Source organism: Collimonas fungivorans Ter331 (genome assembly GCF_000221045.1).
Lineage (GTDB): Bacteria > Pseudomonadota > Gammaproteobacteria > Burkholderiales > Burkholderiaceae_D > Collimonas > Collimonas fungivorans_A.
On sequence record NC_015856.1, the window covers coordinates 1,741,546 to 1,761,965 of the forward strand.

The window sequence follows — 20,420 nt, forward strand, 5'->3', positions numbered from 1 at the left end:
CATTCATCAAAGATAATGGGATGGCGCCGTAAGTGCTGTACCGCCGTACGATTCATATGGCTTCTTGAATCTATTGGATATGTTGAAATTCAAGATCGTCAAAGTATCACAACAAGCCAGCACCGAAAGAAGCAAAAAGAAAACTATCAAATGGGCGATTTTATTGCGAAATGCATTTTGAATTTCATTGCATCTCAAACTGCCTGTGGCGTAGTGTCTTCAGCATATGACACTTGAATGTCGTAGCCACCTCGAACGAGAAGTTTGGAATTACAGTTGTGACAGCCAAAAGAAACCATCATCCTATTGTCTTCCCGAGCCTTTTGGAGGATAAATTTCTTCCCATTCTGGTAGCAATTTGGGCAAAGCCAATGCGTTGGTTCGATGGATCCGCTTTGTTTTTTAAGCGCGTACACGAAACATCCGGTCCATGGAGAAACAAGAAGATAGTTTTTTTTTGTTTCTTCCCATGCTTTTACTTGAGCAATTTCTTCTTTAAGCGAGCGTATTTCCTCAATTAGCGAAAATTGCGCGGATTGAGCCCCAAGTGCATTGCTTTGGGCAGAGAGAATCACTTGCTGAAGCTCAATGGCCTTAGCATTGACCTCAGCCATCGTTTTAAGTTTACTCATGCCGATAGCAATATCTGCGGCGGTCTTTAGGCCAGTAACCGCACCTTGGAGCAAAGCCATATCAACCATGATTTTTCCTGGAGTAGTAAATGAACGGACATCGGAGTGATTGCGCCACGAATTGCATGGGAACGCCAGAAATGCTTGGCCCTTGCAATTGTGGTTATGCTAAAGCTGAGCATAAATTCTGGACATGCGGCTATCATTTCGCACGTATTTTGGTCTCGTACCTACGAATGAATTTCCGGTTGTGGATAGGCCGGATATTTTCGAGACTGTAAGAAAATCCCAATCATGGCCAGATACACGATGTAAGCCTTGTACTTGATAGCAAGATAAGACATCGTGTCCGACCGTCGATTGGCCTACAGCATGTGGTTCAACAATACGCGTAATGCCTTTGTAGGTAAGAGATAAGACCTGCCTGTTGTTGATCGCATCGATGATGGTTTGCAGCAGCATATTTCCTCCCAAGGCAACTAAGTAAATTGCTATGCCAGTAATTTATTTCTAAAGCGTATACTTCCGAAAGAAGCTTGGAAATATTTCACTGCTTTTCCCTGAGCAATCTGGGAATCCAAGCAGGTTGTGGCGCTTCAGATTTTGACCTACCTTCGAGTATGGCGCGCACAACAACTGGGCTTCCTACAGCATTGACGTAAAATGGGATGGCCATTTCTCTGAGAGCTTCGATTTGCTTAGATTTCATTTTTCGTCCAGTCAAATGGGCAATTTCATCTGCTTCCAAAAACATCGTCATGTCTGATTCCTTTATTCTTTGAGAAACGTTTACCAGCTTTATGTAAGCGGCTCAATCTTCTCGGTATTTAGTTTGGCGCACCGGTAATGCTAAGTGCCGCATTAACTCGGCAATTGCCTGAGCAAGTTTTGTGACGGCTGATTCTGTCATTGAATCGGCACCATCTTCTTAATTTCCACCACCTACAATCGCGGTATTTGTTCTCTGACTGCTGGCGCCATGGTCAAGTGCATTATTTAATCTGCGATGCCCGATCTCTCGTCGAGATTGGTTGACCAGCAGCGCCTTATCAATCTCCGAAATTGGGATGTATTCGAGCTTGTTCAGCGGAAGGCGCCCCCCCGCACCATTCTACCCACGGTCTGAGCGGACAATCCGAGCATTTGCGCCGCCTGCATCTGGGTGACCTGGGAACGCCGAGGATGCTGCTCGGCATAGAATTGGGCGCCACGCCTAGCACACTCTGTCAAAATTTCTTCAGTAACCATATTTTGTCTCATCTATTTTTCTGAAAAATGGTGGTGTCCGCTTGGGAGTGATTCCAAGTTTTCGGAAGGTATTTTCGAGCGCGGACTCCCCGATTGACGATACGCGAATTGTAGGTGTGTCTTGTGAGCTAATTTTTGCTCGCTCGATGTGTGTGCATCGGCACGATTCCATATATGCCAGAACGCTGCTTTCTTGAAAATAATCCTGCTGCGAATGCGGTAGCATCGGGCCGCTCGGAGCAGCGAGTTCATAAATCATTCGATTTGATATACCTAACAAGATCGCGGCATCGCCCGCAGTTATTGAATCTTCCATCGTATACCTCATAACCGAGTCTTTTAAAGTTGCATCTTATCTTTTGATATAGGCTAGTATATTTGTCAAATTAATATTCGTTCATAGGGACATCGCATGAGTTTTCCAAAGTGCCGAGGTAAATCGAACAGGATGAATTTAACCAAGACCTATGATGTGACGCCTGTGGCGCATGTGATGTTGCTGCCCGGGCAAAAATTTGAAGGCTGTTGTGAAGTGATTGAAACTGAATGCTATACCTTTTCCTATGCCAATAAATCTGATCTGAACGATATTGGCTTGTTCCACGTAGGTAAGCACTGTGCCAATGATTTTATAAATTTTTCAGGAAAAGTGGCGCCGCCGTTGTTTAATCCTTTAACCTCTGTCGGCGTCCATGGCAGGAGCGGTACGGGTATAGCTGGAGGTGGGGGAGTAGCTAGTGTTCTTTGTCCGCTTAACAAAGAAATTTACGAGGCGATAAGCATTTTGACGTTAGCATGGGGACCTCCAAGAGCCCCGCTTCAAAAATTTCTGACCCATCTTTCAATCAATCCATCGGTGCCGATGTCACATTCAGACGTGCAGCATCTGAATAATATTATTGGCAAAATCGCCGGCCGGACGTTGACTAAAATTATCGCGCAACTAGGCCAAGGCCTCCCTAATATACGTGCGTTTACTTTTCCTCTGGTGGGTACAATTTTGGCAGCAAACGCGAAACCAAACAATTTCTAGGAGGTAGTAGCTATAGACGTAAAAAAACCCACCAGCTGGCGGGTTTTTGGTCTGTTTTATTTACTTAATCCTTGTTAGGGTAGGGCGACCGGTTGTTGGCCCTTTCGGATCTTCAGGCGGCGACACAACAGGTTTTTCAGTAGGTGCTTGAAGCAGTTCTATTATTTTTTTTGCGCCAGCAATACTATCCAATGGGTCACTTTGTGCAAGATGCTGTTCTCTTCGATAATCGGCTTTTACTCGTAAAACATGTAACGAACTCATCAATGCACCGATTTTTCTTGAGATTTTAGCTTTTTCTGAATCTCTATTGATAGTTGGGTTTTTGAGTTGCTCATGAAGATTTTGGTGTTTGCCACCCCTGCTATTGGGTTGCAGGCTTCCAGGTGAGCTGAGGCTCATGTGAAAAGCTTCACCATCTTGATAGATAGAGTAATAGGCCCGCGATAAAACACCACGTAGATCCGCCTCGCAGTCTGCGTTAGAAAATGCCTTTTCCGCAGCCGCAAGAAGATCCGTCGCACAAACGCTCATCGCGCACCAGCTCCCGAGAAATTAATCTGCAGTCCCGATGGGATATTGAGAGACATTTGACCAAGTCGATCGATAAAATCCAAATAGAGATCGACCGCTCTATCGGAAGATGTTGGTAGGCTGTAGGTAAGCAGAGTCGTACGCAACACTCCTGGCAAATCGATAACTTCAATTTCCGGGCAAGTTCCAATATAAAACATTTTTTCATCTTGAAGCACGGATCCGACAACATCCATCAGTTGTCCAATCTGCACATCAGAAATCTCGAATTCATTGAGCATTTTTTCGGCATTCTCTATGATGTCCATGGGTATGCTTTCAAGATTTGTTAGCGACATCTTTTTTGCGTTTTGTAAAAAAGATGCAACCTGTCGGATAGCTCCACAGCTTAAGCCCAACTCAAAATCCTTCGTAAAATTCCCGGTATTTGGCCCCGAATACTTTGCATATAACGGTTGCGCCTCAAGACAGAGGCCCATATTCGCCATGAGTCCAATCTCACAGCTTGCTACAAATTCTGGTAAGTGCAAATCTCGGAGAGCCTTAAGCGCTAAAGAATTTTCTCCTGCAATTGCAAGCAGAACAGCCCTCAGACGTGTTGCTTGGGGGGCTTGCTCAATTCCTACCTTATCAATTTCCCGTAGTGCAGAGATGAAATCTGCTGAATCTTTGGAAACGAAGGTATGAAGCGCGATTAATTTATCAATTTTTTCATCGAGTTCAGTAAGAATTGTTTTGGGTACTAAATTCATACACTCTTTAAAATAAGATGGCAAACAGGCAAAAGAAGATTTTTCGTTTTTGCAAAAAAACTAGATTATTGACGCTCGAGCGCATAGAAAAATTGCACTCTGCTCAAATATTGGCAAATTAGCTAAACCGCCGCTCTCGATGAGTCAGCTAGCAAATATGCGCAAATAGTAGCACAACTAATTATTGCGCTTATTCCTTAGTGTAAAAAAAGTCAATCCAAAACTGATGCCATTTTCGTGTGGCAAATTTTGTTCAGTAATTTACTTGATTTAGTGCAAAAAATGCCACATGAGTTCCAGTCGTACCCAATGACGCATGGGCTGCTACTAGAGAATGTCGCCGTGCGCCCATGACCTCCCTAACATTTGGAATTGTGTGGGAAGTTGTTGTTATGGAATGGATTTGCATTTTTATGGTGTATACGGCAATATTTATTTTGTTAATTAGCAACAATAAATGAGCATGTATTTATTTTTTGAGTCATTTCTGCAAAAGATGGCAGTGCGGTTGTGCCGTATATCGAGGGCGACAAAGAACGAAGTGTCCATACAGGGTTTGCATGGTGATGCATGGGAGGCGGGTAGTATATGCCGTAGGTCTTTTCACTCGATTCGCCGATAGCGAGTTGCCTATCATCACCGATGCCTAAATCGAGCGTTGAGCGTTTACCTTTATGAGGGATCAGCCTAATTTCTTTGACTTAGCGGAGCCTAAATTTGATTTCAACGGAGTTACAGTGACCCTTCTAAATTCCAAGGCTATGGATCGAGTGTAGTCAGTCTGCTCGGCCATTGGTAATCATTTTCATCTGTTTAGTTATGGAAAAAAATAATGGTCCGTCAGTCATCTTGACAAGCTACCTACTAGTATGTAGAGTACTCAGAATGAAATCCAACAACACATCCGACCAAATCATAAATTGCGCCCGTTCGCTGATAATTTCCGGTGGCTATAACGGCTTCAGCTACGCCGACATTGCCAAAGTGGTTGGGGTACGCAATGCGACTATTCATCATCACTTCCCAACCAAATCCAATTTGGTTCGAGAACTTATAGTTGATTATCGAGGGGAAGTTCAGCTGGGCCTGGCTGAATTGGAGCGTAACGTCCCTGAACCAGCCGAGCAGCTTCGTGCGTACATTCATTATTGGGAATCCTGCATCGCTGACGCTACTGCTCCGTTCTGCGTATGTGCATTGCTCGCAACTCAATTGCCAGTTCTTCCCGAAGAAGTTGCGTTCGAAGTACGAGCCCATTTTCGGACTCTGTCGGCCTGGTTGACCTCTGTCCTGGAGCGCGGTGTTGCACAAGGCAACATTCGACTAACAACGTCCGCCAAAGTCGAGGCCGAAAGTTTTATGGCCACGGTTCATGGCGCAATGCTTTCGGCACGCGCTTACGACGACGCGAAGATATTCGGCGCAATAACCCATCCACTGCTGGAGCGTCTTCTGTAAATCTGAAATTTCATCGATAGGGGTTAATTTCGCCCAGTTACCTGCCAACTAGTAGGGAGGTTTCTGGATGATTTCGATCTCTTAATTAGCAGCGTCATTTTGTCAATATACGAAAGGAATTTATTATGTTTGGGATAACGCCTCTAGGCTGGTTACATACAATCGGCAGCCTGCCTGCCATACCTTTAGTCATCTATATGTTTGTACGGTATGGCAGGATTGCGCCTCGCAGTGCTCCGGGCATTGCGTACTTTATTTCGATGCTGATAGGCGCGACTACGGTATTCCTTGTTGCACATCAGCCAGTGAGCTATGGCATTGCCATTGCTACGATTCTGCTTTTGGTGACCGGTTACGGAATAGCCCGCATTGCTTTCGTTGGGCGAGCGGCCATTTACATCGAAACCATCAGCCTCAGCCTTACTGCGTTCTTATTGATGGTTCCCACTGTAAGCGAGACGCTACGCCGCGTTCCGGACGGCCATCCATTCGTAACTGACCTAAAGTCGCCACTTCTTCTTGGGTTTCAGGGCGGTCTGTTCGTCATTCTTATCGTTGGAGTGACTGCTCAAATAATGTTCCTGCGCAAAAAAGGAGGGACAATTGAGCTTAAGCCGCAAAGATGACGCAGGAACATCTAAAAATATCCTGATGCGAAATCTGCATTGGGTCGTTTACTAGCCTAGCTAGCAGGTGCCAGTTGATCATGGCGTACTGCGTGGTCAACGAGGTCCGCCGCAGTCGATCAGATCAAACCGGCGCAGATGCACTCGCACCTGAGCCTGCAGCAACCGGTACTTGCCCTTAGCGGACGCAATTCCAGAAAGGTTGTACATGAGCACACAAACCCTGCTGCTTTCGGTCTTCAAGTATAAAGCTTGGGCCAACGAGGGACTCTTCGCTGAACTCGCAAAGGTCGATGCAGTGACTCGCCAATCGGAGCGACACTCTGTGATTCGCCTCTTGAACCACATATACATCGTTGATCGCATCTTCGCGGCCCATCTGTCAGGGGAAGTGCACGGCTACACAGGAATTAACACGCCGGAGACCCCGACAATCGAGGAACTACGCTCTGCGGTGGTGAAATCAGACCGCTGGTATGTGGAATATATCGGGAAACTGGCAGCGGAACGGTTTCCGGAAAGGCCCCGGTTTACGTTTACGGACGGCGTGTCAGGATGCATGTCGCGCGAGGAAATGCTTGTTCACGTTGCCACTCATGGTGACTATCATCGTGGAGCCATAGGGCTGCTCTTGCCCCAGGCTTCCGTGCATCCTTTCACGGTCTATTTGCATAAGGCCGAATCGCGTTGACGCAACAGTGATAAGGCCATCCTATTGGCTTCAGTATGGCAAAATACCCAGTTCACGCACGGGCATTAGCGATGTTCATGAGAAAGCGCTACGCTCAGGTCCTGCGGCAATGCATCGCACAAGTCCCTATCGAAATCACCTGCCGCGAGGAGCAAGTTCTAATGTTGATGCAGACGCTGCAAGACGGGGTTGATTCATTCCAGGTCTCGGTGCACGAAGCCGCAACAGGTTCTCCGGTGGTTCTTTTCGCTGTGGGGGCGGGTGGTCAGCCAGAACGTCACTCTACGCTCCTGGACTCCTTGGCTGAGTCCGGTTGCATGGTCGTTGCACCGCATTTCGAGCGGCTTGCTTCGACTACTCCAAGAGAGGAAGAATTGACTCTCCGGGCAAGACGCCTTTCTTTGGCACTCGACGCATTCGTTGGGCCCTCCGCAAAAGCGATAGGAGTAGGGCATTCGATTGGTGCAGCCACCCTCGTCGCCATGGCGGGAGCTCAAATGTGGTTAAGGCTCGGTCGGCGCGTCAGCATCGCAGCGGACAGCCGTTTGGCTCGTCTAGCCCTCCTGGCGCCGCCAACCGGATTCTTCCAGGCTCCGGCAGCACTTGATGCGGTGCGAATTCCAGTTTTGGCGTGGGTAGGGTCGGCGGATAGCATCACCCCTCCGGCCCAAACCGAATGGCTGGCACGCGCCATGCGCGATTGGAACACTGTTGATGTCCGCATCACAGAAGGAGCCGGCCACTTCTCGTTTATGGACATTCCCCCGCCACACACAACGGAGCCGCTACCCAACAAGCATGCGTTTCTCCGAGAGTATTCGAGCGAGATTTGCAAGTTCGTGGTTGGTTAGTGGCGTTGTGCCAAAGATGAAATTTTTAGGAGTTGCGCATATGAGCAATCTGGATTGGAGCCCAGTCACGCATGAGAGCTGTAGCAGCGTGAAAGGGCCTTTTTACCATGGCACTAAATATCGTCTCGAAATAGGCGACCTGCTGGTGCCAGGTTTCGCATCCAACTTCGAGGAGGGACGGGTCTCAAACAACGTCTATTTCACTGCTCTCTTGGAGCCGGCTGTGTGGGGTGCGGAATTGTCCACCTCGCTTGCCGGAGCGGAGGACCGTGGGTACATCTACATCGTCGAACCCACAGGCACCTTTGAGGATGACCCAAACCTGACAAACAAGCGATTTCCCGGTAACCCGACACAATCCTACCGTACGCGCCACCCCGTGCGAATCGTTGATGAGGTGAAGGATTGGACGGGACACCCGCCGGAAGTGCTTCAGCAGATGCTCGATGGTCTCAAAGAAAAAATGCGTCAAGGCTTAGCCCCGATCGAAGACTAGCGGATTACTTCTGAGCTACCTCGGCGAACTCTTTTCGGTACTGCGAGAGATTGCTTTGGGTCGTAATCAGTTATTCGCATTTGGTGAATAACGTGTTAAATTTTCTAATTGAACTTGGGACAAATTCAGGGATAAATGGCGGAATTGTTGGGGTGTCGAGGGGCAGGCCCTCCTATGAGGACTCGCCTCCTGTCGAAGTTGATCATCACAAGAAAGGGAACGAAATTATGGCTACGAACACAGTTCGGTTTCACCGCGTGCTCCGGGCGCCCCCGGAGAGAATCTACCGTGCGTTTCTTGATGCCGACGCGATGGCCAAATGGCTTCCGCCAAATGGTTTCACTGGCAAGGTCCATCATCTCGACGCCAAAGTCGGCGGCACTTATAAAATGTCGTTTACAAATTTCTCGACGAAAAATAGCCATTCCTTTGGCGGAGAGTATCTCGAGCTGATACCCAACGAACGAATTCGGCATTCGGACAAATTCGACGACCCTAATTTGTCCGGGGAAATGCAAACGACGATTTCTCTGCAGAAGGTCTTCTGCGGCACCGAAGTAAACATTGTGCAGGAAGGCATACCGGCAGTCATTCCGCCTGAGGCTTGTTATCTCGGGTGGCAGGAATCGCTCACTCTTCTGGCGCAATTGGTTGAGGCCGAGATTCCTGAGTAATAAATGGCGAGCCGATGCTTGGGCGCGGTGGATACCGTTTTTCTTCAGCATCGGCGCCGCTGGCGTTTCTATAGAGTCTTGACCCACTCCATGGCGCCATCCGCAAACTTGCGAAGCAGGCGAGACAAGTTGCGCACGTCTTCGGTTTCCCAATCCGCAAGCAAGGCCTGAATGATTTTCTGGCGCGCAGCATCCAGCGCAGCTGTCATGGCCCGACCCTGATCCGTGATGATCGCCGCGCGCACCCGTCCGTCCTCTGGACTTGGACAACGCGCCACCAGCCCCAGGCCCTCCAGCTTTGCTATCTGTCGACTGACCGTACTGTGGTCCCGTCCTGCTAGTTCCGCCAGTTCAACGATACCAAGAGGCCCCAGCCGGTCGATCCGGACAAGCAGCGGAAAAAGCGCACGGTCCAGATCGACACCTGCGGCTTCAATAAGAGCACTATCGGGTTGCGGGCGATTCAGCACGCCCGCGAGGTCCAGCATTGCTTCGCGCAACTCGCGGATTTCTTTTTTCATGAAACTCAACTCCTGACCAGATTTTTATTATGTGTATAATACACGTATATTCGGTTGCCGAATCCCGGATACACCGATGCTCAGATACGCCGATGCCCAGATACCTGACCAAGGAGAATCGATATGAAAGCAGCACTCGTCCAAGAACCCGGCACAACGCCGGTTTACGCCGACTTCGCCGAGCCGGCCGTCACTGAAGGCACGGTGCGCATCGCGGTGGTAGCGTCCGCGCTGAGCCATCTCACGAAAACCCGGGCATCGGGCAAGCACTATAGCTCCACCGGGAAGTTTCCTCTTGTGCCGGGTGTCGACGGCACCGGCATTCGCGAAGACGGGACGCGCGTCTATTTCGTGCTGCCTGAAGCACCCTCTGGCGGCATGGCTGAGTACTGTGTCGTCAAGGCGACGCATTGTATTCCTTTGCCGGCGGCGCTGGATGATGTGACAGCGGCGGCAATCGCGATTCCGGGGATGTCGTCATGGGCAGCCTTGCTTGAACGTGCCAAGCTGATCAAGGGGGAAACCGTGCTGATCAATGGTGCGACAGGCGTATCGGGTCGTCTCGCAGTGCAAATCGCGAAGTATCTGGGCGCCGGCAAAGTCATCGCTACCGGACGGAATGCGGAAGCCCTGCAATCTTTGCGAGCTCTCGGCGCCGACGTTACGATCAGCCTTGCGCAGGACAACGAGGCGCTGGAAAGCGAATTCCAAGAACAGTTCCGAGATGGTATCGACGTCATTCTCGACTACCTTTGGGGGCAGAGCGCCGAGCTGTTGCTGGTGGCTGGCGCCAAAGCGGCGCCGGAGGCGGTCCCGGTCCGTTTTGTCCAGATTGGAGCGGTGAGCGGGCCAACCATCACTCTTCCAGGTGCGGCGCTCCGGTCATCGTCGATCGAACTCATGGGCAGCGGTTTAGGCAGCATTCCGATGCCGCGCATCTTCGATGCGATTGAACAGCTGCTCAAGGCCACGATTCCGGGCGGCCTCAAGATCGCAACCAGGCCGGTTCCCTTGTCCCAGGTGGCAGATCACTGGCTAGGCGATGAAAGCTCGACCCGGACTGTATTTACGACCGGCTTGCGGCCGTAAGGCAGGTTGCCCGTTTGCGGTCTGTTTAGCTACGCAGCATATGCCACCCAGCCTTTGATGCTCAAGCCGGCATAAAAAAGGCTGGCATCCGAAAATCCGGCGCCTTCAAGCATCGTCACCTCTTCCTCAGGCGACAGAATTGTCAGCCTGGCGCCGATTGCTTCGCGGCTGGCCTGCCCATGGGCCGGGTCTGCTCCCTCGGGGAGGCCATAGGCGACATGGCGAGCTATCCATTTCGAGCGCTCAGGCTCCGTCTGCGGGAAGCTCAGGTGGACCAGGATGAACGGTGCGCCATCCTTCAGGCGGCGCCGAAGCTCTTTCAGGGTTTCGAGACGTTGTTCGCGTGAGATGAAATGGAAAGTCAATATGCATGTGGCGGCGTCAAAAAGCACCTCCGGTGCGCTGCCAATGTAGCCTTCATGCAGGCGCACCCTCGCGTCATGCGGACTAATCACCCGTCTGGCCAGTCGGAGCATGTCGGCCGACGGGTCCACGCCATCGAATGACCATCCTGGATGCGCATCCGCCAGTGCCTTGATTTCTTGCCCGCCGCCAGCTCCCAGGACCAGCACGCGTCCGTCGGCAGGCATTTGCTCGGCGAGTAAAAGTGGCACCATGCGATGAAGGCTCAAGTAGCCCGGAACCTGCCGTGGCGGCCCTTCGTTATAAGAATCCACGGTGCTTCCGGAAAAAGCAGGGGCGCTATTATTGGGCATGGATATTCTCTGGGTTAATGACTTTGCGGTGCCCCTTGCAATGCAGTTGAGCCTCGGCGCGGACGGTGGCGAGAGTTATTTTGCGAAAGCGGAAAATCAGCAACCGTTTTTACTCTCGCAACATATGTTGTTACATAAAATCCGACATGTCAAGGCTATGGCGCCATGGATCCGAACACTAGCAGCTGGCGTCCTGTGAGGAATAACTCTTGGATTGGCAGCGTGTTATCCGCCGTCCGTCATCCTATTGGTAATCCGGCATGAACCTCTGGAGCGTGGCCCGCGAGGAGTCGCCATCCATCTGGATGCGGTAGAAGTAGCTTTTGTCGGTCTTGAGGTCCTGCTCTGTAACAGCCAGCGAGCGCGTGTCGGACGAATCGGTTGGTGCGGCGCCGAAAATATGTTTGCCGGGCGTGAGCATGAACTCTACTTTTTCGCCGGGATTCAGCGAGGCTGCTTTTTTGCCGTCTATGTACAGATGTTGATATGCGCCGCCAGAAAGTCCGGCATCTCTCACAAACACTGCACGGGCGCTGTTCGCCAGCGGCAGCGCATCAGCGCGAAATACGCGTTCCATCGGTACCGACCGGGCATTGTTGATAGGAGGCGGGGATGTGGCGCAGCCGCCGGCCGAAATTAGTACAGCGAATGCAAGCAATATGTTTTTCATTTGTACTCCAAACAATTGATTGTCAAAAACTAATTTGCAGCATAACCGATAGCGCATTTTTGCCAAAATAGTTTACGCGAGTCTCCAGGGTTGACCTCATCAAGATCACCAACTGCCGCTGTTCGAATGTACTGCCGCAGCAAGGGGCGTTTTTTGGAGAAATTAACGATATCCCTGATTTGCAAAAAATACTGTTTCCTGCAATGATCGCCGGTCGGCAATGCCAGAGCAATGCCCCTTTTGAATCAGTCGATCTTGATGCTCCAAGTGAAATGAACCGCCATGCGTTACCAGGGAAAAATCGCCAATTGGAAGGACGACCAGGGTTTTGGTTTTGTCGTCCCGAACGGCCGCAAGGAAAGAGCTTTTGTGCACATCAAGGCTTTCGCCGGCCGCTCGCGCCGGCCGGCCGATGGCGATCTCATCACCTATGAGTTGATCATGGACGAGAAGGGACGTTTCCGCGCTGACCAGATCAGGTTTGCTGGTGAGAGGACAGCATCGGCGGCTCCCTCTGGAGCCGGATGGTTTGGCCTTGCCTTTACCGCTTTGTTCTTCTGTTTCTTGCTGGTGGCCGCATTGATGACGTGGATTCCGCTGGCCGTGCCCGCCCTCTATCTTGCGGCAAGCGTCATTGCCTTTTTTGCGTATGCCTTCGACAAGGATGCAGCACAGAACAAACGGTGGCGAACCAAGGAGAGCACGCTGCACTTGCTGGGACTTGCCGGCGGCTGGCCGGGCGCTTTACTGGCCCAGAAAACCATGCGCCACAAATCGAAGAAAGTAGAATTCCAGGCAGTATTCTGGATCACCGTCATCCTGAATTGCTGTGCGCTCGGCTGGATTTTGACCAGGTCAGGCGCCGGTTTTCTGCGGTCCGCCATTGTCCTGGGGGCATGAGCGTTTTGCCCGGACCGCTGGAACTACCCGTCAGACAAGCGGTTCCATTCCCATGCGCTGGTACAGCCGGAGCGCTCCCGAGGGATTGTCGATTTCCACTTTGAGTTCGACATGAGACGCGCCGCGTTGCCTAAAACATTCAAACGCATGCAAGAGTAGGGCTTCTCCCAAACCGCGCCGGCGCCATTTCGGGTTGACCGCCAGATCCTTGATGTAGGCGCTGGTCCAGCATTGCGCGATGCCGGCTATTTGCTCCTCGTCATCTACCGCCATAAAGAATAATGCTGGATCGAATTCCGGATTGCCCCGGAGAGCTGTCCACCACGGTTCGAAGGGAGGGATGTTTCCACCGCCTTGGGCGAAGGCGGATGCAAGAAGTCCATGGGCGCCGATGGCGTGCTTGTCTGGATCAAACATTTCGAGCCTGATGCCTGCTGGCCAACGAGCATCATACGAAGTCTGGTCCAGGATCTTGCGCAGATGGAAATAAGGGCGGGGATTCATGTCGAGATATGGTTGGCAAAAAATAACATGTTGGCAATGCTCGGTATCGCACATACGACCATGGAGCTTTCCGATAGATTCAAATTTTAGATCGGAGACTATCATGCCAGCCAAGCGAAATTTTTCCCAGTCCACATTGATTGATTGCAAGGCAATACGGCAACTTGCCCTGGCGCTTTTTATCTCTGGCGCCTCATTGGCAGCAACGGCGGCCGGCAATTCGCAAGATGCGAATGCGCGCTACCAGGCGGAACGGGCAGCCTGCCTGAACGGGCAATCGAACCAGGCGCGCACGACTTGTCTGCGTGAAGCCGGCGCGGCTTTGCAAGAGTCGAAAAGAGGCCGTCTCAGCGACGACCAGGCGGCGGATCAGAAGAATGCCTTGTTACGATGCAACGCCTTGCCGGCCGATGACCGGGACGCCTGCCAGCGCCGCATAGCGGGCGAAGGCACGACTACCGGCAGCGTGCTCGATGGCGGTGTGCTGCGAGAGCTGACCGTGCCTGATCGCAAATAGGCGCGCCACCGTTGCGGATGGAAATGGGCCGGCTTGGCAGCGGTTACGGGTATTGCCAAGTCGGCCAACACCATGCCGCGCTGTTTGCTGCTTGCGCGGGCTGGATGTTTCATTGGTAAATATTTAATACACCGTTTTCATGCGTTTAAATGCGGCTAAATGCATGAAAATTTTGAACTTGCGAAACGGGCGCGATGTCTTATTCCATCAGCTCCATCGCAGGCGTCCGTGTGGCTTCAGGGCAGGCGCGGCAGTGATTATTCAATACTGAGATGGGAATGCTGGTTTTACCACCTATTTTCAGGAGAGAAGAAAATGCGAATTTCCTTTCTCGGTGCAATAGTTCACGATCCCAATTCCAACAGCGTCATCATTCCAGTCGTAATCGATAACAAGCTGACAAAATGCAATGTCACCAAGGAATGCCTGGATAATAAATTCTATGCCGGGCCGCAGCCTGAAGACCGGCTGGCGACATACCGCGGCCACAAGGTCGAGATCCAGATAGCGCTAGCCCACAAGCTCAGGGCGACAGGACGCCGCAACGGCGTTACGTTGTTGGCTGACGATTTTAACGATTAGACAATCCTTCACTGGCGGATGTGGTGATGACGGTCGGCTACGCCTTGGATGACCTAGTTAAGCAAGGCAAGGTGGTTGCCGATAGGCCGGCGGGGCGTATATCGAGCGCGAACTATTCAAGAAACCGGGAAGCGCACGGATAGAATATTCACTCGCAAGCAGTGGCGGCAATCGATTAACATGTCTGGTCTGCCGACCAATATCCCTATCCGAGCCATATGAAATTACCGATCGCCATAATCATAGGCTGCGTCATCATCGCAATCGCCATATTCCTGGGTCTTACCTACGACAAGCGCACATGGATGGAGTCATGCACCAGCGGTAACGAACTTTTCCTCAAGGACCAGACCACGCAGACCTGCGAACTGCAATACGTCAAATCCAGAAAATAAACTGCCTGGCGCGACAGCTTGCCTGTTTGCGCCAGCCTTCCGCGAAAAACACCTCATCTTTCGGTTAGCGCCAGCTTGACCGCCAGGGCGCCGAACGCCGCCGCAAAACCGCCCCGCATCCAGGCCATGACATGCGGCCGCGACACCACGCGGTCGCGCATGACTGCGGCAAACACGCCATAAACTGAAAAAATGACGAAGGTAGCCAGCATGAAAGTGCCGGACAGCTCCAGCATGCGCAGCAGCGGATGCGCGTCCTGAGGGCTGACGAATTGCGGCAAGAATGCAACGAAGAAAATCGACAGTTTGGGATTGAGGATATTGATGAGGACGCCGTCGACGATCACGCGCAGGTCCGAGCGTTTGTCTTCGACGCGGTCCACCCGCAATGCGCCTTTTTCCCGCAGGGAGTTCCATGCCATGAACAGCAGGTAGGCGATGCCCGCATATTTGATGGCGTTGAAGGCGAGCGCGCTGGCGTGCAGGATCGCGGCCAGTCCGAACATGGCGGCGCCGAGGTGCGGCAGGATGCCCAGCGTGCAGCTGAAGGCCGCCAGGACGCTGGCTTTTGCTCCGCGCGACAGGCCGGCGGACAAGGTATAGATCACCCCGGTGCCGGGCGATGCGACGATGATCAAGGTCGTCAGCAGGAATCCGAGCGTCATGGGATGCTCCTCAATGGGTTGAGTTTGCGGGTTGGATCGCTGGTCGCGATTGCAAAGTCTATCATTGAAAACCGGTTTGAATCCCGGGGTACAGCCGTAGGGAAAGGAGGAGGGGCTATGCGAGAGATAAATGCATTGGCACAAAACCTGACAATGGCAGCGAGTCGAGGCTTCCAGTCATGTTTGCCGCATGCCATGCCTGGACTTTACTGGCCGGTCCCATGCTGGCGAAACCAGCGGACACCGTCCAGCGTTGTGCAGGCAAGTCTTGCGACGCCAGGCATTTTAGTCGAAAGCTGCAGGACAGCTTTCGAGGTCTAGCACTCGTAATCGAGTTTCAGGGATTTTGAATGTTGGACGCCTGCTTGCCTTTCGGGCCTTGGGTAACATCGAATGTTACTTTCTGGCCCTCTTTGAGCGTCTTGAAACCTTCCATGTTGATCGCGGAGAAATGCGCGAACAAGTCTTCGCCACCATCGTCCGGCGTAATGAAACCGAAACCTTTGGAGTCGTTGAACCACTTAACAGTACCTGTTGCCATAATGATCTTTCAAATGTGTTAGCTACGGGCCAAGGTTAGTAGCGTCAAGAAAATGCTTCTGTACGTTAATTAACATAGCGCCGCGGGTCGGGCCGAAAACAGGGTGCGTCCCGGCATCGATAAGTATCCTCCTAAATTTCTGTTTTTGCCAAGAGAGTTGCCGAAATAATACAGATATCTACCGATTTGATATCTGCCGCCTCTTAGCGAACGTTCGCCAGCGCTTCCAGAAACTGCCCGCACCACCAGTGCACATCGTATTTGCGCACGTTCTCCAGCAACGCGGCATGGCGCGCCTGGCGTTCCGCCAGCGGCATTTGCAGCGCGCGCTGGATGGCTTGCGCAGTGCCTGGAATGTCATAGGGATTGACCAGCAGCGCTTCCTTCAATTGTTCGGCGGCGCCGGCAAAACGCGACAGCACCAGCACTCCCGGATCGGCGGCGTCCTGCGCCGCGATGAATTCCTTTGCGACCAGGTTCATGCCGTCGCGCAGCGGCGTCACCAGCGCCACGTCGCAAGCCTGGTACAAGCCGGGCAGCCGGCGCCGCGCCACGGCGCGATGGATGTAGCGTATCGGCATCCAGTCGAGGTCGCCGTAGTTGCCGTTGATGGCGCCGCACAGGCTTTCCAGTTCATGCTGGATGTCGCTGTAGGCATCGACATCTTCGCGGCTGGGCGCGGCTATCTGGAGCAAGGTCGCGCTGTGCCGGTTCTCGGGATATTCCTTGAGCAACTCGCCGAAGGCGCGGATGCGCTGCGGCAGTCCTTTCGAATAATCGAGGCGGTCGACCCCGATCAGCAGCCGCCGGCGCGAATATTCGCGGCAGGTGGTTTCATAGGTTTCCTGCGATTCGCGCGCCCGCCCCAGGCGATGGAAGTCGTCGATGTCGATCCCGATCGGAAACGCGCCGGCTTGCACCGTGCTGTTGAAGGCGCGGAACTGGCCGACGCCGACGGTTTCCGCGGTGGCTTCGGCTTTCACGTAGTGGGCGAAATTCAGCAGGTCGGCCTCGCTCTGGAAACCCACCAGGTCATAGGCAAACAGGGCGCGCATCAGCCATTCGTGGGATGGGATCGCCGCCAGGATCTGTTGCGGCGGCAGCGGGATGTGCAAAAAGAAGCCGATCTTGTTGCCGCAGCCCATGGCGCGCAGTTCGGCCGCCAGCGGGATCAGGTGGTAGTCGTGGATCCAGATCATGTCGTCCGGCTTCAGCAGCGGCATCAGCTTGCGCGCGAACAGATGGTTGACGCGGCGATAGCCGCTCAGGTAGCCGGACTCCAGGCTGGCCAGGTCCAGCCGGTAATGGAAGATCGGCCACAGCACGCCGTTGGCGTAGCCGCGGTAATACGCGTCGTGGTCTTCCTGGCACAGGTCCAGTTCGGCCAGCGTCACCGGGCCGGCCTGGTGCATCCGCAGTTCTCCTTCGCCGGGCGCGCCGTCCTTGACCACGGTGCCGCTCCAGCCGAACCACAGGCCGCCGGTTTTCTTGAGGGTTTCGCCTAGCGCCACTGCCAGACCTCCTGCCGCGGGTTTGCGCGGATCAGCGAGTCGGTTGGATACTACGACCAGGCGGGACATGGGCAGATTCCTTTCTTGTTGTGGATAATGGATGCAGCAATCGACGGATATTCAGATGGCGCTCTCCCAGGCGGCGGAAAGGCGCATGGCGCAGTTGATGATGCCGACCATGGAATAGGTCTGGGGGAAGTTGCCCCACATTTCGCCGGTCACCGGATGGGTATCTTCCGACAGCAGCCCCAGGTGATTGCGGGTGGCCAGCATGGTCTCGAAAATTTCGCGCGCCTGCTCTTTGCGGCCGATGCGCGCCAGCGCATCGATGCGCCAGAAGGTACAGATATTGAATGCCGTTTCCGGCCGGCCGAAATCGTCGGGTGCTTCATAGCGCCGCATGTAAGGGCCGTCGCACAGATATTTTTCGAGAGCGTCGACGGTGGCGATGAAACGCTGGTCGGTCGGCGCAACCAGGCCAACTTCCACCATCAGCAGCACGCTGGCGTCGAGGTCGCGGCCGCCGAAACTTTCGGCATACGCCTGGCGCTCCTCATTCCAGGCTTCGCTCAGGATGCGCTGGCCGATGGTCGTCGCGCGCTCGTGCCAGTAGGCGGCGCGTTCGCCCAGCTCCAGTTTGCTGGCGATCTTGGCCAGGCGGTCGCAGGCGGCCCAGCTCATCAGCGCCGATGACGTATGGATGCGGGAACGGGTGCGCAGCTCCCACATGCCGGCGTCCGGCTGGTCATACAAGGTAAAGGCGCGCTCGCCGCAGGCTTCCAGATGCTGGAACTGTTCGACGCCGGAGCGGTGCAGTAGCCGCTCGTCGTGGAACGACTGCGCCGCGCCGAGCACGATATTGCCATAGACGTCATGCTGGAAATGCTCGTAAGCCTGGTTGCCGACGCGCACCGGCTGGTGGTTGCGGTAGCCGGGCAGGTGGTCCAGGGTGACTTCCGGCAGCGCTTCTTCCAGGCCGATGCCGTACAGCGGCTGGATATGGCCACCGGCGCTCCTGACGACGACATTGCCGAGCCAGCGCAGGTAGTCTTCCATGGTGCCCAGTTCGGACAGGCTGTTGAGCGCGCGCACCACAAAAAACGCATCGCGCAGCCAGCAATAGCGATAATCCCAGTTGCGCGCGCTGCCCGGCGCTTCCGGCACGCTGGTGGTCATCGCGGCGACGATGGCGCCGGTGTCTTCGCACAAGGACAGCTTGAGGGTGATGGCGGCGCGGATCACGGCGGCCTGCCATTCCAGCGGCGTCGCCAGGGCACGGCTCCAGCTGCGCCAGTAAGCCAGGGTTTCCTGTTCGAAGGTGCGGGCGGTATCGCCGATGCCGTTGACCAGGGTTTCGTCCGGCCCCAGGAGAAAGTTGTAGGGCCGGCTCACCACGAACGAGGTTTCCGCCAGTAGGTAGCTGATGGGAGCGTCGGTATTCAGGCGTAGGGTCTGTTCCGAGCCGACATAGCGCAGGTGGTTGCTGCCGCGCGTGATCACCGGTATTTCGCGGCCCCAGTCGAAACGCGGACGCAGCAATATGCGCAGGCGCGGCGCGCCGCTCAGCGGATGCAGGCGGCGCACCAGGGTCAGCGGCCGGAAGAAGCGGCCGCGGCTGGGAAAGCGCGGGGCGAAGTCGGTAATCTCCACGCCTTGCCCGAGGGTGTCGAACAGGCGGGTGTGCAGCACGGCGGTGTTCGGTTCATACCATTGCTCGCTATGGGAAAAATTCTCCAGTTGGAAACTCCACAAGCTGCCGTTTTCGCTGGGGTCGAGCAAGGCGTTGAATACCGGGTCACCGTCGAAGCGGGGCAAACAGCACCAGACCACGCGCCCGAGTTTATCGATCAGCGCATTCAGCGCGCAGTTGCCGACGACGCCGAGGTCGAGGGAGGAAGTGGATGGTATGGCGCTAACTTCAATCGCAGCGGCAGCGGCCAGCGTTTCGGTGGCCGACACTTCGGTAGGTGGCTTGGTCATGACTTCCCTTCGATTATTATTGTGAGCGCTCCAGAACCTGCGCCAGCATGCTGCGTACCGCGGCCGGGCTGGCGATACGCGCGCGCGCCAGGCTGGGGCCAAGGCCTACCTTGATGCCGAGGCCGCCAGCCGTTTCCGACTGGACCCAGGCAAAACCGACTTCATCGGTGATGTCGTCGCCGATGAACAGCGGGCGGCGGCCGGCAAACGGCGCTTCCTCCATGAAAGCTGCAATCGCCTTGCCCTTGTCAGCGTCGGCCGCCTTGGCTTCGACCACCATATTGCCGCGCAACAGCGAAAATCCTTGCTCGTGGGCCAGGGCTTCGCTCATTGCCTGCACGCATATCTGTTCCAGGTGCGGAGCGCGCCGGTAATGCAGCGCCAGCGCGCCGCGTTTGACTTCCAGCAGCAGGCCGGCATGCTGCAGCGTCAGCGGCTGCAGGCAAACCAGCAAGCGTTCGATGTCGGGCACCGCCAGCTGCGTCATGCGGCCATCGGCGCTGCGGCGCTCGGCGCCGTGCACGCCGGCCACGGGCAAACGCAAGGGGGAAAGAAAATGGTCGATCTGCTTTAACGGACGGCCGCTGACAATGGCCAGCGCTCCGTTTGCAGCGTGTTGAAGCCGTTGCAAGGTTGTTATCAGATCTGGCGGCAGCACCACGCTTTCCGGCAGCGGGGCGAAATCGACCAGGGTATTGTCGAAGTCCAGAAACAACGCATCAGCGGCAAAGTCGTAGTCACGATTTTGTAGAGGCATGTTATGTATGGTGGCGGAACGCCGGAATAGTTCCATGACAAAAGTGACAAATAATAATTTGTCATCAAGGCCAGGCT

The 20,420-nt window shown here is 53.9% G+C and carries 25 protein-coding genes; 11 read left to right on the forward strand and 14 right to left on the reverse strand.

What is annotated here, in order from left to right; all coding sequences use genetic code 11:
- Positions 1–194: 194 nt before the first annotated feature.
- The 3 genes from CFU_RS07565 to CFU_RS24835 all read right to left on the reverse strand — a co-directional run bounded on the left by CFU_RS07565 (position 195) and on the right by CFU_RS24835 (position 2,196).
- Positions 195–701, reverse strand: coding sequence for a hypothetical protein (locus CFU_RS07565; RefSeq protein ID WP_050808508.1), 507 nt, complete (start codon positions 699–701; stop codon positions 195–197).
- A gap of 478 nt (positions 702–1,179) precedes the next feature.
- The gene (locus tag CFU_RS07570; RefSeq protein WP_041741475.1) at positions 1,180–1,392 is read right to left on the reverse strand and encodes a DUF4224 domain-containing protein; all 213 of its coding nucleotides are present in this window, start codon (positions 1,390–1,392) and stop codon (positions 1,180–1,182) included.
- A 477-nt stretch (positions 1,393–1,869) separates the two neighbouring features.
- Complete coding sequence (locus tag CFU_RS24835; protein WP_190275232.1) at positions 1,870–2,196, reverse strand: hypothetical protein; 327 nt, start codon at positions 2,194–2,196, stop codon at positions 1,870–1,872.
- A gap of 96 nt (positions 2,197–2,292) precedes the next feature.
- On the opposite strand from CFU_RS24835, the gene CFU_RS24385 reads away from it, so the two are divergent.
- The gene (locus CFU_RS24385) at positions 2,293–2,913 is read left to right on the forward strand and encodes a hypothetical protein (protein WP_148264782.1); all 621 of its coding nucleotides are present in this window, start codon (positions 2,293–2,295) and stop codon (positions 2,911–2,913) included.
- 60 nt (positions 2,914–2,973) lie between these two features.
- Here the strand turns inward: CFU_RS24385 and CFU_RS24390 are convergent, their stop codons facing one another.
- Both CFU_RS24390 and CFU_RS07580 read right to left on the reverse strand, forming a co-directional pair.
- Positions 2,974–3,447 (reverse strand): hypothetical protein, encoded by a 474-nt coding sequence (locus CFU_RS24390; protein WP_148264783.1) that lies wholly within the window; start codon positions 3,445–3,447, stop codon positions 2,974–2,976.
- Positions 3,444–4,199: a hypothetical protein gene (locus CFU_RS07580; protein ID WP_041741476.1), complete on the reverse strand. Its 756-nt coding sequence runs from the start codon at positions 4,197–4,199 to the stop codon at positions 3,444–3,446. Before CFU_RS07580 ends, CFU_RS24390 begins: the two co-directional genes overlap by 4 nt.
- Before the next feature lie 885 nt (positions 4,200–5,084).
- Here CFU_RS07580 and CFU_RS07585 point away from each other — a divergent pair.
- From CFU_RS07585 to CFU_RS07610, 6 genes are all read left to right on the forward strand, one after another.
- Positions 5,085–5,657 carry a TetR/AcrR family transcriptional regulator gene (locus CFU_RS07585; RefSeq protein WP_041741478.1) on the forward strand — a complete coding sequence of 191 codons (573 nt, stop codon included), beginning with the start codon at positions 5,085–5,087 and terminating at the stop codon, positions 5,655–5,657.
- A gap of 125 nt (positions 5,658–5,782) precedes the next feature.
- The gene (locus tag CFU_RS07590) at positions 5,783–6,283 is read left to right on the forward strand and encodes a hypothetical protein (protein WP_041741481.1); all 501 of its coding nucleotides are present in this window, start codon (positions 5,783–5,785) and stop codon (positions 6,281–6,283) included.
- Between the two features lie 208 nt (positions 6,284–6,491).
- Positions 6,492–6,974 (forward strand): DinB family protein, encoded by a 483-nt coding sequence (locus CFU_RS07595; protein ID WP_041743110.1) that lies wholly within the window; start codon positions 6,492–6,494, stop codon positions 6,972–6,974.
- Positions 6,975–7,009: 35 nt separating this feature from the next.
- Complete coding sequence (locus tag CFU_RS07600) at positions 7,010–7,825, forward strand: alpha/beta hydrolase family protein (protein WP_238531413.1); 816 nt, start codon at positions 7,010–7,012, stop codon at positions 7,823–7,825.
- Between the two features lie 40 nt (positions 7,826–7,865).
- Positions 7,866–8,321 (forward strand): NAD(+)--rifampin ADP-ribosyltransferase, encoded by a 456-nt coding sequence (gene arr, locus CFU_RS07605; RefSeq protein WP_050808510.1) that lies wholly within the window; start codon positions 7,866–7,868, stop codon positions 8,319–8,321.
- Positions 8,322–8,548: 227 nt separating this feature from the next.
- Entirely contained in the window at positions 8,549–8,995 is a 447-nt protein-coding gene (locus tag CFU_RS07610) for an SRPBCC family protein (protein WP_041743113.1), read from the forward strand.
- A 68-nt stretch (positions 8,996–9,063) separates the two neighbouring features.
- On the opposite strand, the gene CFU_RS07615 is transcribed toward CFU_RS07610, so the two are convergent.
- On the reverse strand, positions 9,064–9,516 hold the full coding sequence (locus CFU_RS07615; protein ID WP_041741482.1) for a MarR family winged helix-turn-helix transcriptional regulator: 453 nt from the start codon (positions 9,514–9,516) through the stop codon (positions 9,064–9,066).
- A gap of 123 nt (positions 9,517–9,639) precedes the next feature.
- On the opposite strand from CFU_RS07615, the gene CFU_RS07620 reads away from it, so the two are divergent.
- The gene (locus CFU_RS07620; RefSeq protein ID WP_014005456.1) at positions 9,640–10,605 is read left to right on the forward strand and encodes a quinone oxidoreductase family protein; all 966 of its coding nucleotides are present in this window, start codon (positions 9,640–9,642) and stop codon (positions 10,603–10,605) included.
- A gap of 29 nt (positions 10,606–10,634) precedes the next feature.
- On the opposite strand, the gene CFU_RS07625 is transcribed toward CFU_RS07620, so the two are convergent.
- Both CFU_RS07625 and CFU_RS07635 read right to left on the reverse strand, forming a co-directional pair.
- Positions 10,635–11,321, reverse strand: a complete 687-nt coding sequence (locus CFU_RS07625) for a class I SAM-dependent methyltransferase (RefSeq protein WP_014005457.1) — start codon at positions 11,319–11,321, stop codon at positions 10,635–10,637.
- 244 nt (positions 11,322–11,565) lie between these two features.
- Positions 11,566–11,991 carry a hypothetical protein gene (locus CFU_RS07635; protein WP_050808511.1) on the reverse strand — a complete coding sequence of 142 codons (426 nt, stop codon included), beginning with the start codon at positions 11,989–11,991 and terminating at the stop codon, positions 11,566–11,568.
- A 282-nt stretch (positions 11,992–12,273) separates the two neighbouring features.
- Here CFU_RS07635 and CFU_RS07640 point away from each other — a divergent pair, with 282 nt between their 5' ends.
- Positions 12,274–12,891: a DUF1294 domain-containing protein gene (locus CFU_RS07640; protein WP_014005458.1), complete on the forward strand. Its 618-nt coding sequence runs from the start codon at positions 12,274–12,276 to the stop codon at positions 12,889–12,891.
- 30 nt (positions 12,892–12,921) lie between these two features.
- Here CFU_RS07640 and CFU_RS07645 read toward each other — a convergent pair whose 3' ends face one another.
- Positions 12,922–13,545: a GNAT family N-acetyltransferase gene (locus CFU_RS07645; protein WP_238531414.1), complete on the reverse strand. Its 624-nt coding sequence runs from the start codon at positions 13,543–13,545 to the stop codon at positions 12,922–12,924.
- Between the two features lie 46 nt (positions 13,546–13,591).
- Between CFU_RS07645 and CFU_RS07650 the strand changes: the two genes are divergently transcribed.
- Both CFU_RS07650 and CFU_RS24840 read left to right on the forward strand, forming a co-directional pair.
- A complete protein-coding gene (locus tag CFU_RS07650; protein ID WP_014005460.1) occupies positions 13,592–13,912 on the forward strand; it encodes a hypothetical protein in 321 nt (106 codons plus the stop codon).
- 315 nt (positions 13,913–14,227) lie between these two features.
- Positions 14,228–14,494, forward strand: a complete 267-nt coding sequence (locus CFU_RS24840) for a DUF1488 domain-containing protein (protein WP_041741488.1) — start codon at positions 14,228–14,230, stop codon at positions 14,492–14,494.
- Between the two features lie 448 nt (positions 14,495–14,942).
- Here CFU_RS24840 and CFU_RS07660 read toward each other — a convergent pair whose 3' ends face one another.
- The 5 genes from CFU_RS07660 to otsB form a co-directional block, all read right to left on the reverse strand.
- Entirely contained in the window at positions 14,943–15,554 is a 612-nt protein-coding gene (locus CFU_RS07660) for a LysE family translocator (RefSeq protein ID WP_041741490.1), read from the reverse strand.
- Between the two features lie 337 nt (positions 15,555–15,891).
- Complete coding sequence (locus tag CFU_RS07665) at positions 15,892–16,095, reverse strand: cold-shock protein (RefSeq protein WP_014005464.1); 204 nt, start codon at positions 16,093–16,095, stop codon at positions 15,892–15,894.
- A 203-nt stretch (positions 16,096–16,298) separates the two neighbouring features.
- Positions 16,299–17,675 (reverse strand): alpha,alpha-trehalose-phosphate synthase (UDP-forming), encoded by a 1,377-nt coding sequence (otsA, locus tag CFU_RS07670; protein ID WP_014005465.1) that lies wholly within the window; start codon positions 17,673–17,675, stop codon positions 16,299–16,301.
- 51 nt (positions 17,676–17,726) lie between these two features.
- Positions 17,727–19,586: a glycoside hydrolase family 15 protein gene (locus CFU_RS07675; protein ID WP_014005466.1), complete on the reverse strand. Its 1,860-nt coding sequence runs from the start codon at positions 19,584–19,586 to the stop codon at positions 17,727–17,729.
- Between the two features lie 16 nt (positions 19,587–19,602).
- Positions 19,603–20,343 carry a trehalose-phosphatase gene (gene otsB, locus CFU_RS07680; protein WP_041741492.1) on the reverse strand — a complete coding sequence of 247 codons (741 nt, stop codon included), beginning with the start codon at positions 20,341–20,343 and terminating at the stop codon, positions 19,603–19,605.
- Between the last annotated feature and the right edge of the window lie 77 nt (positions 20,344–20,420).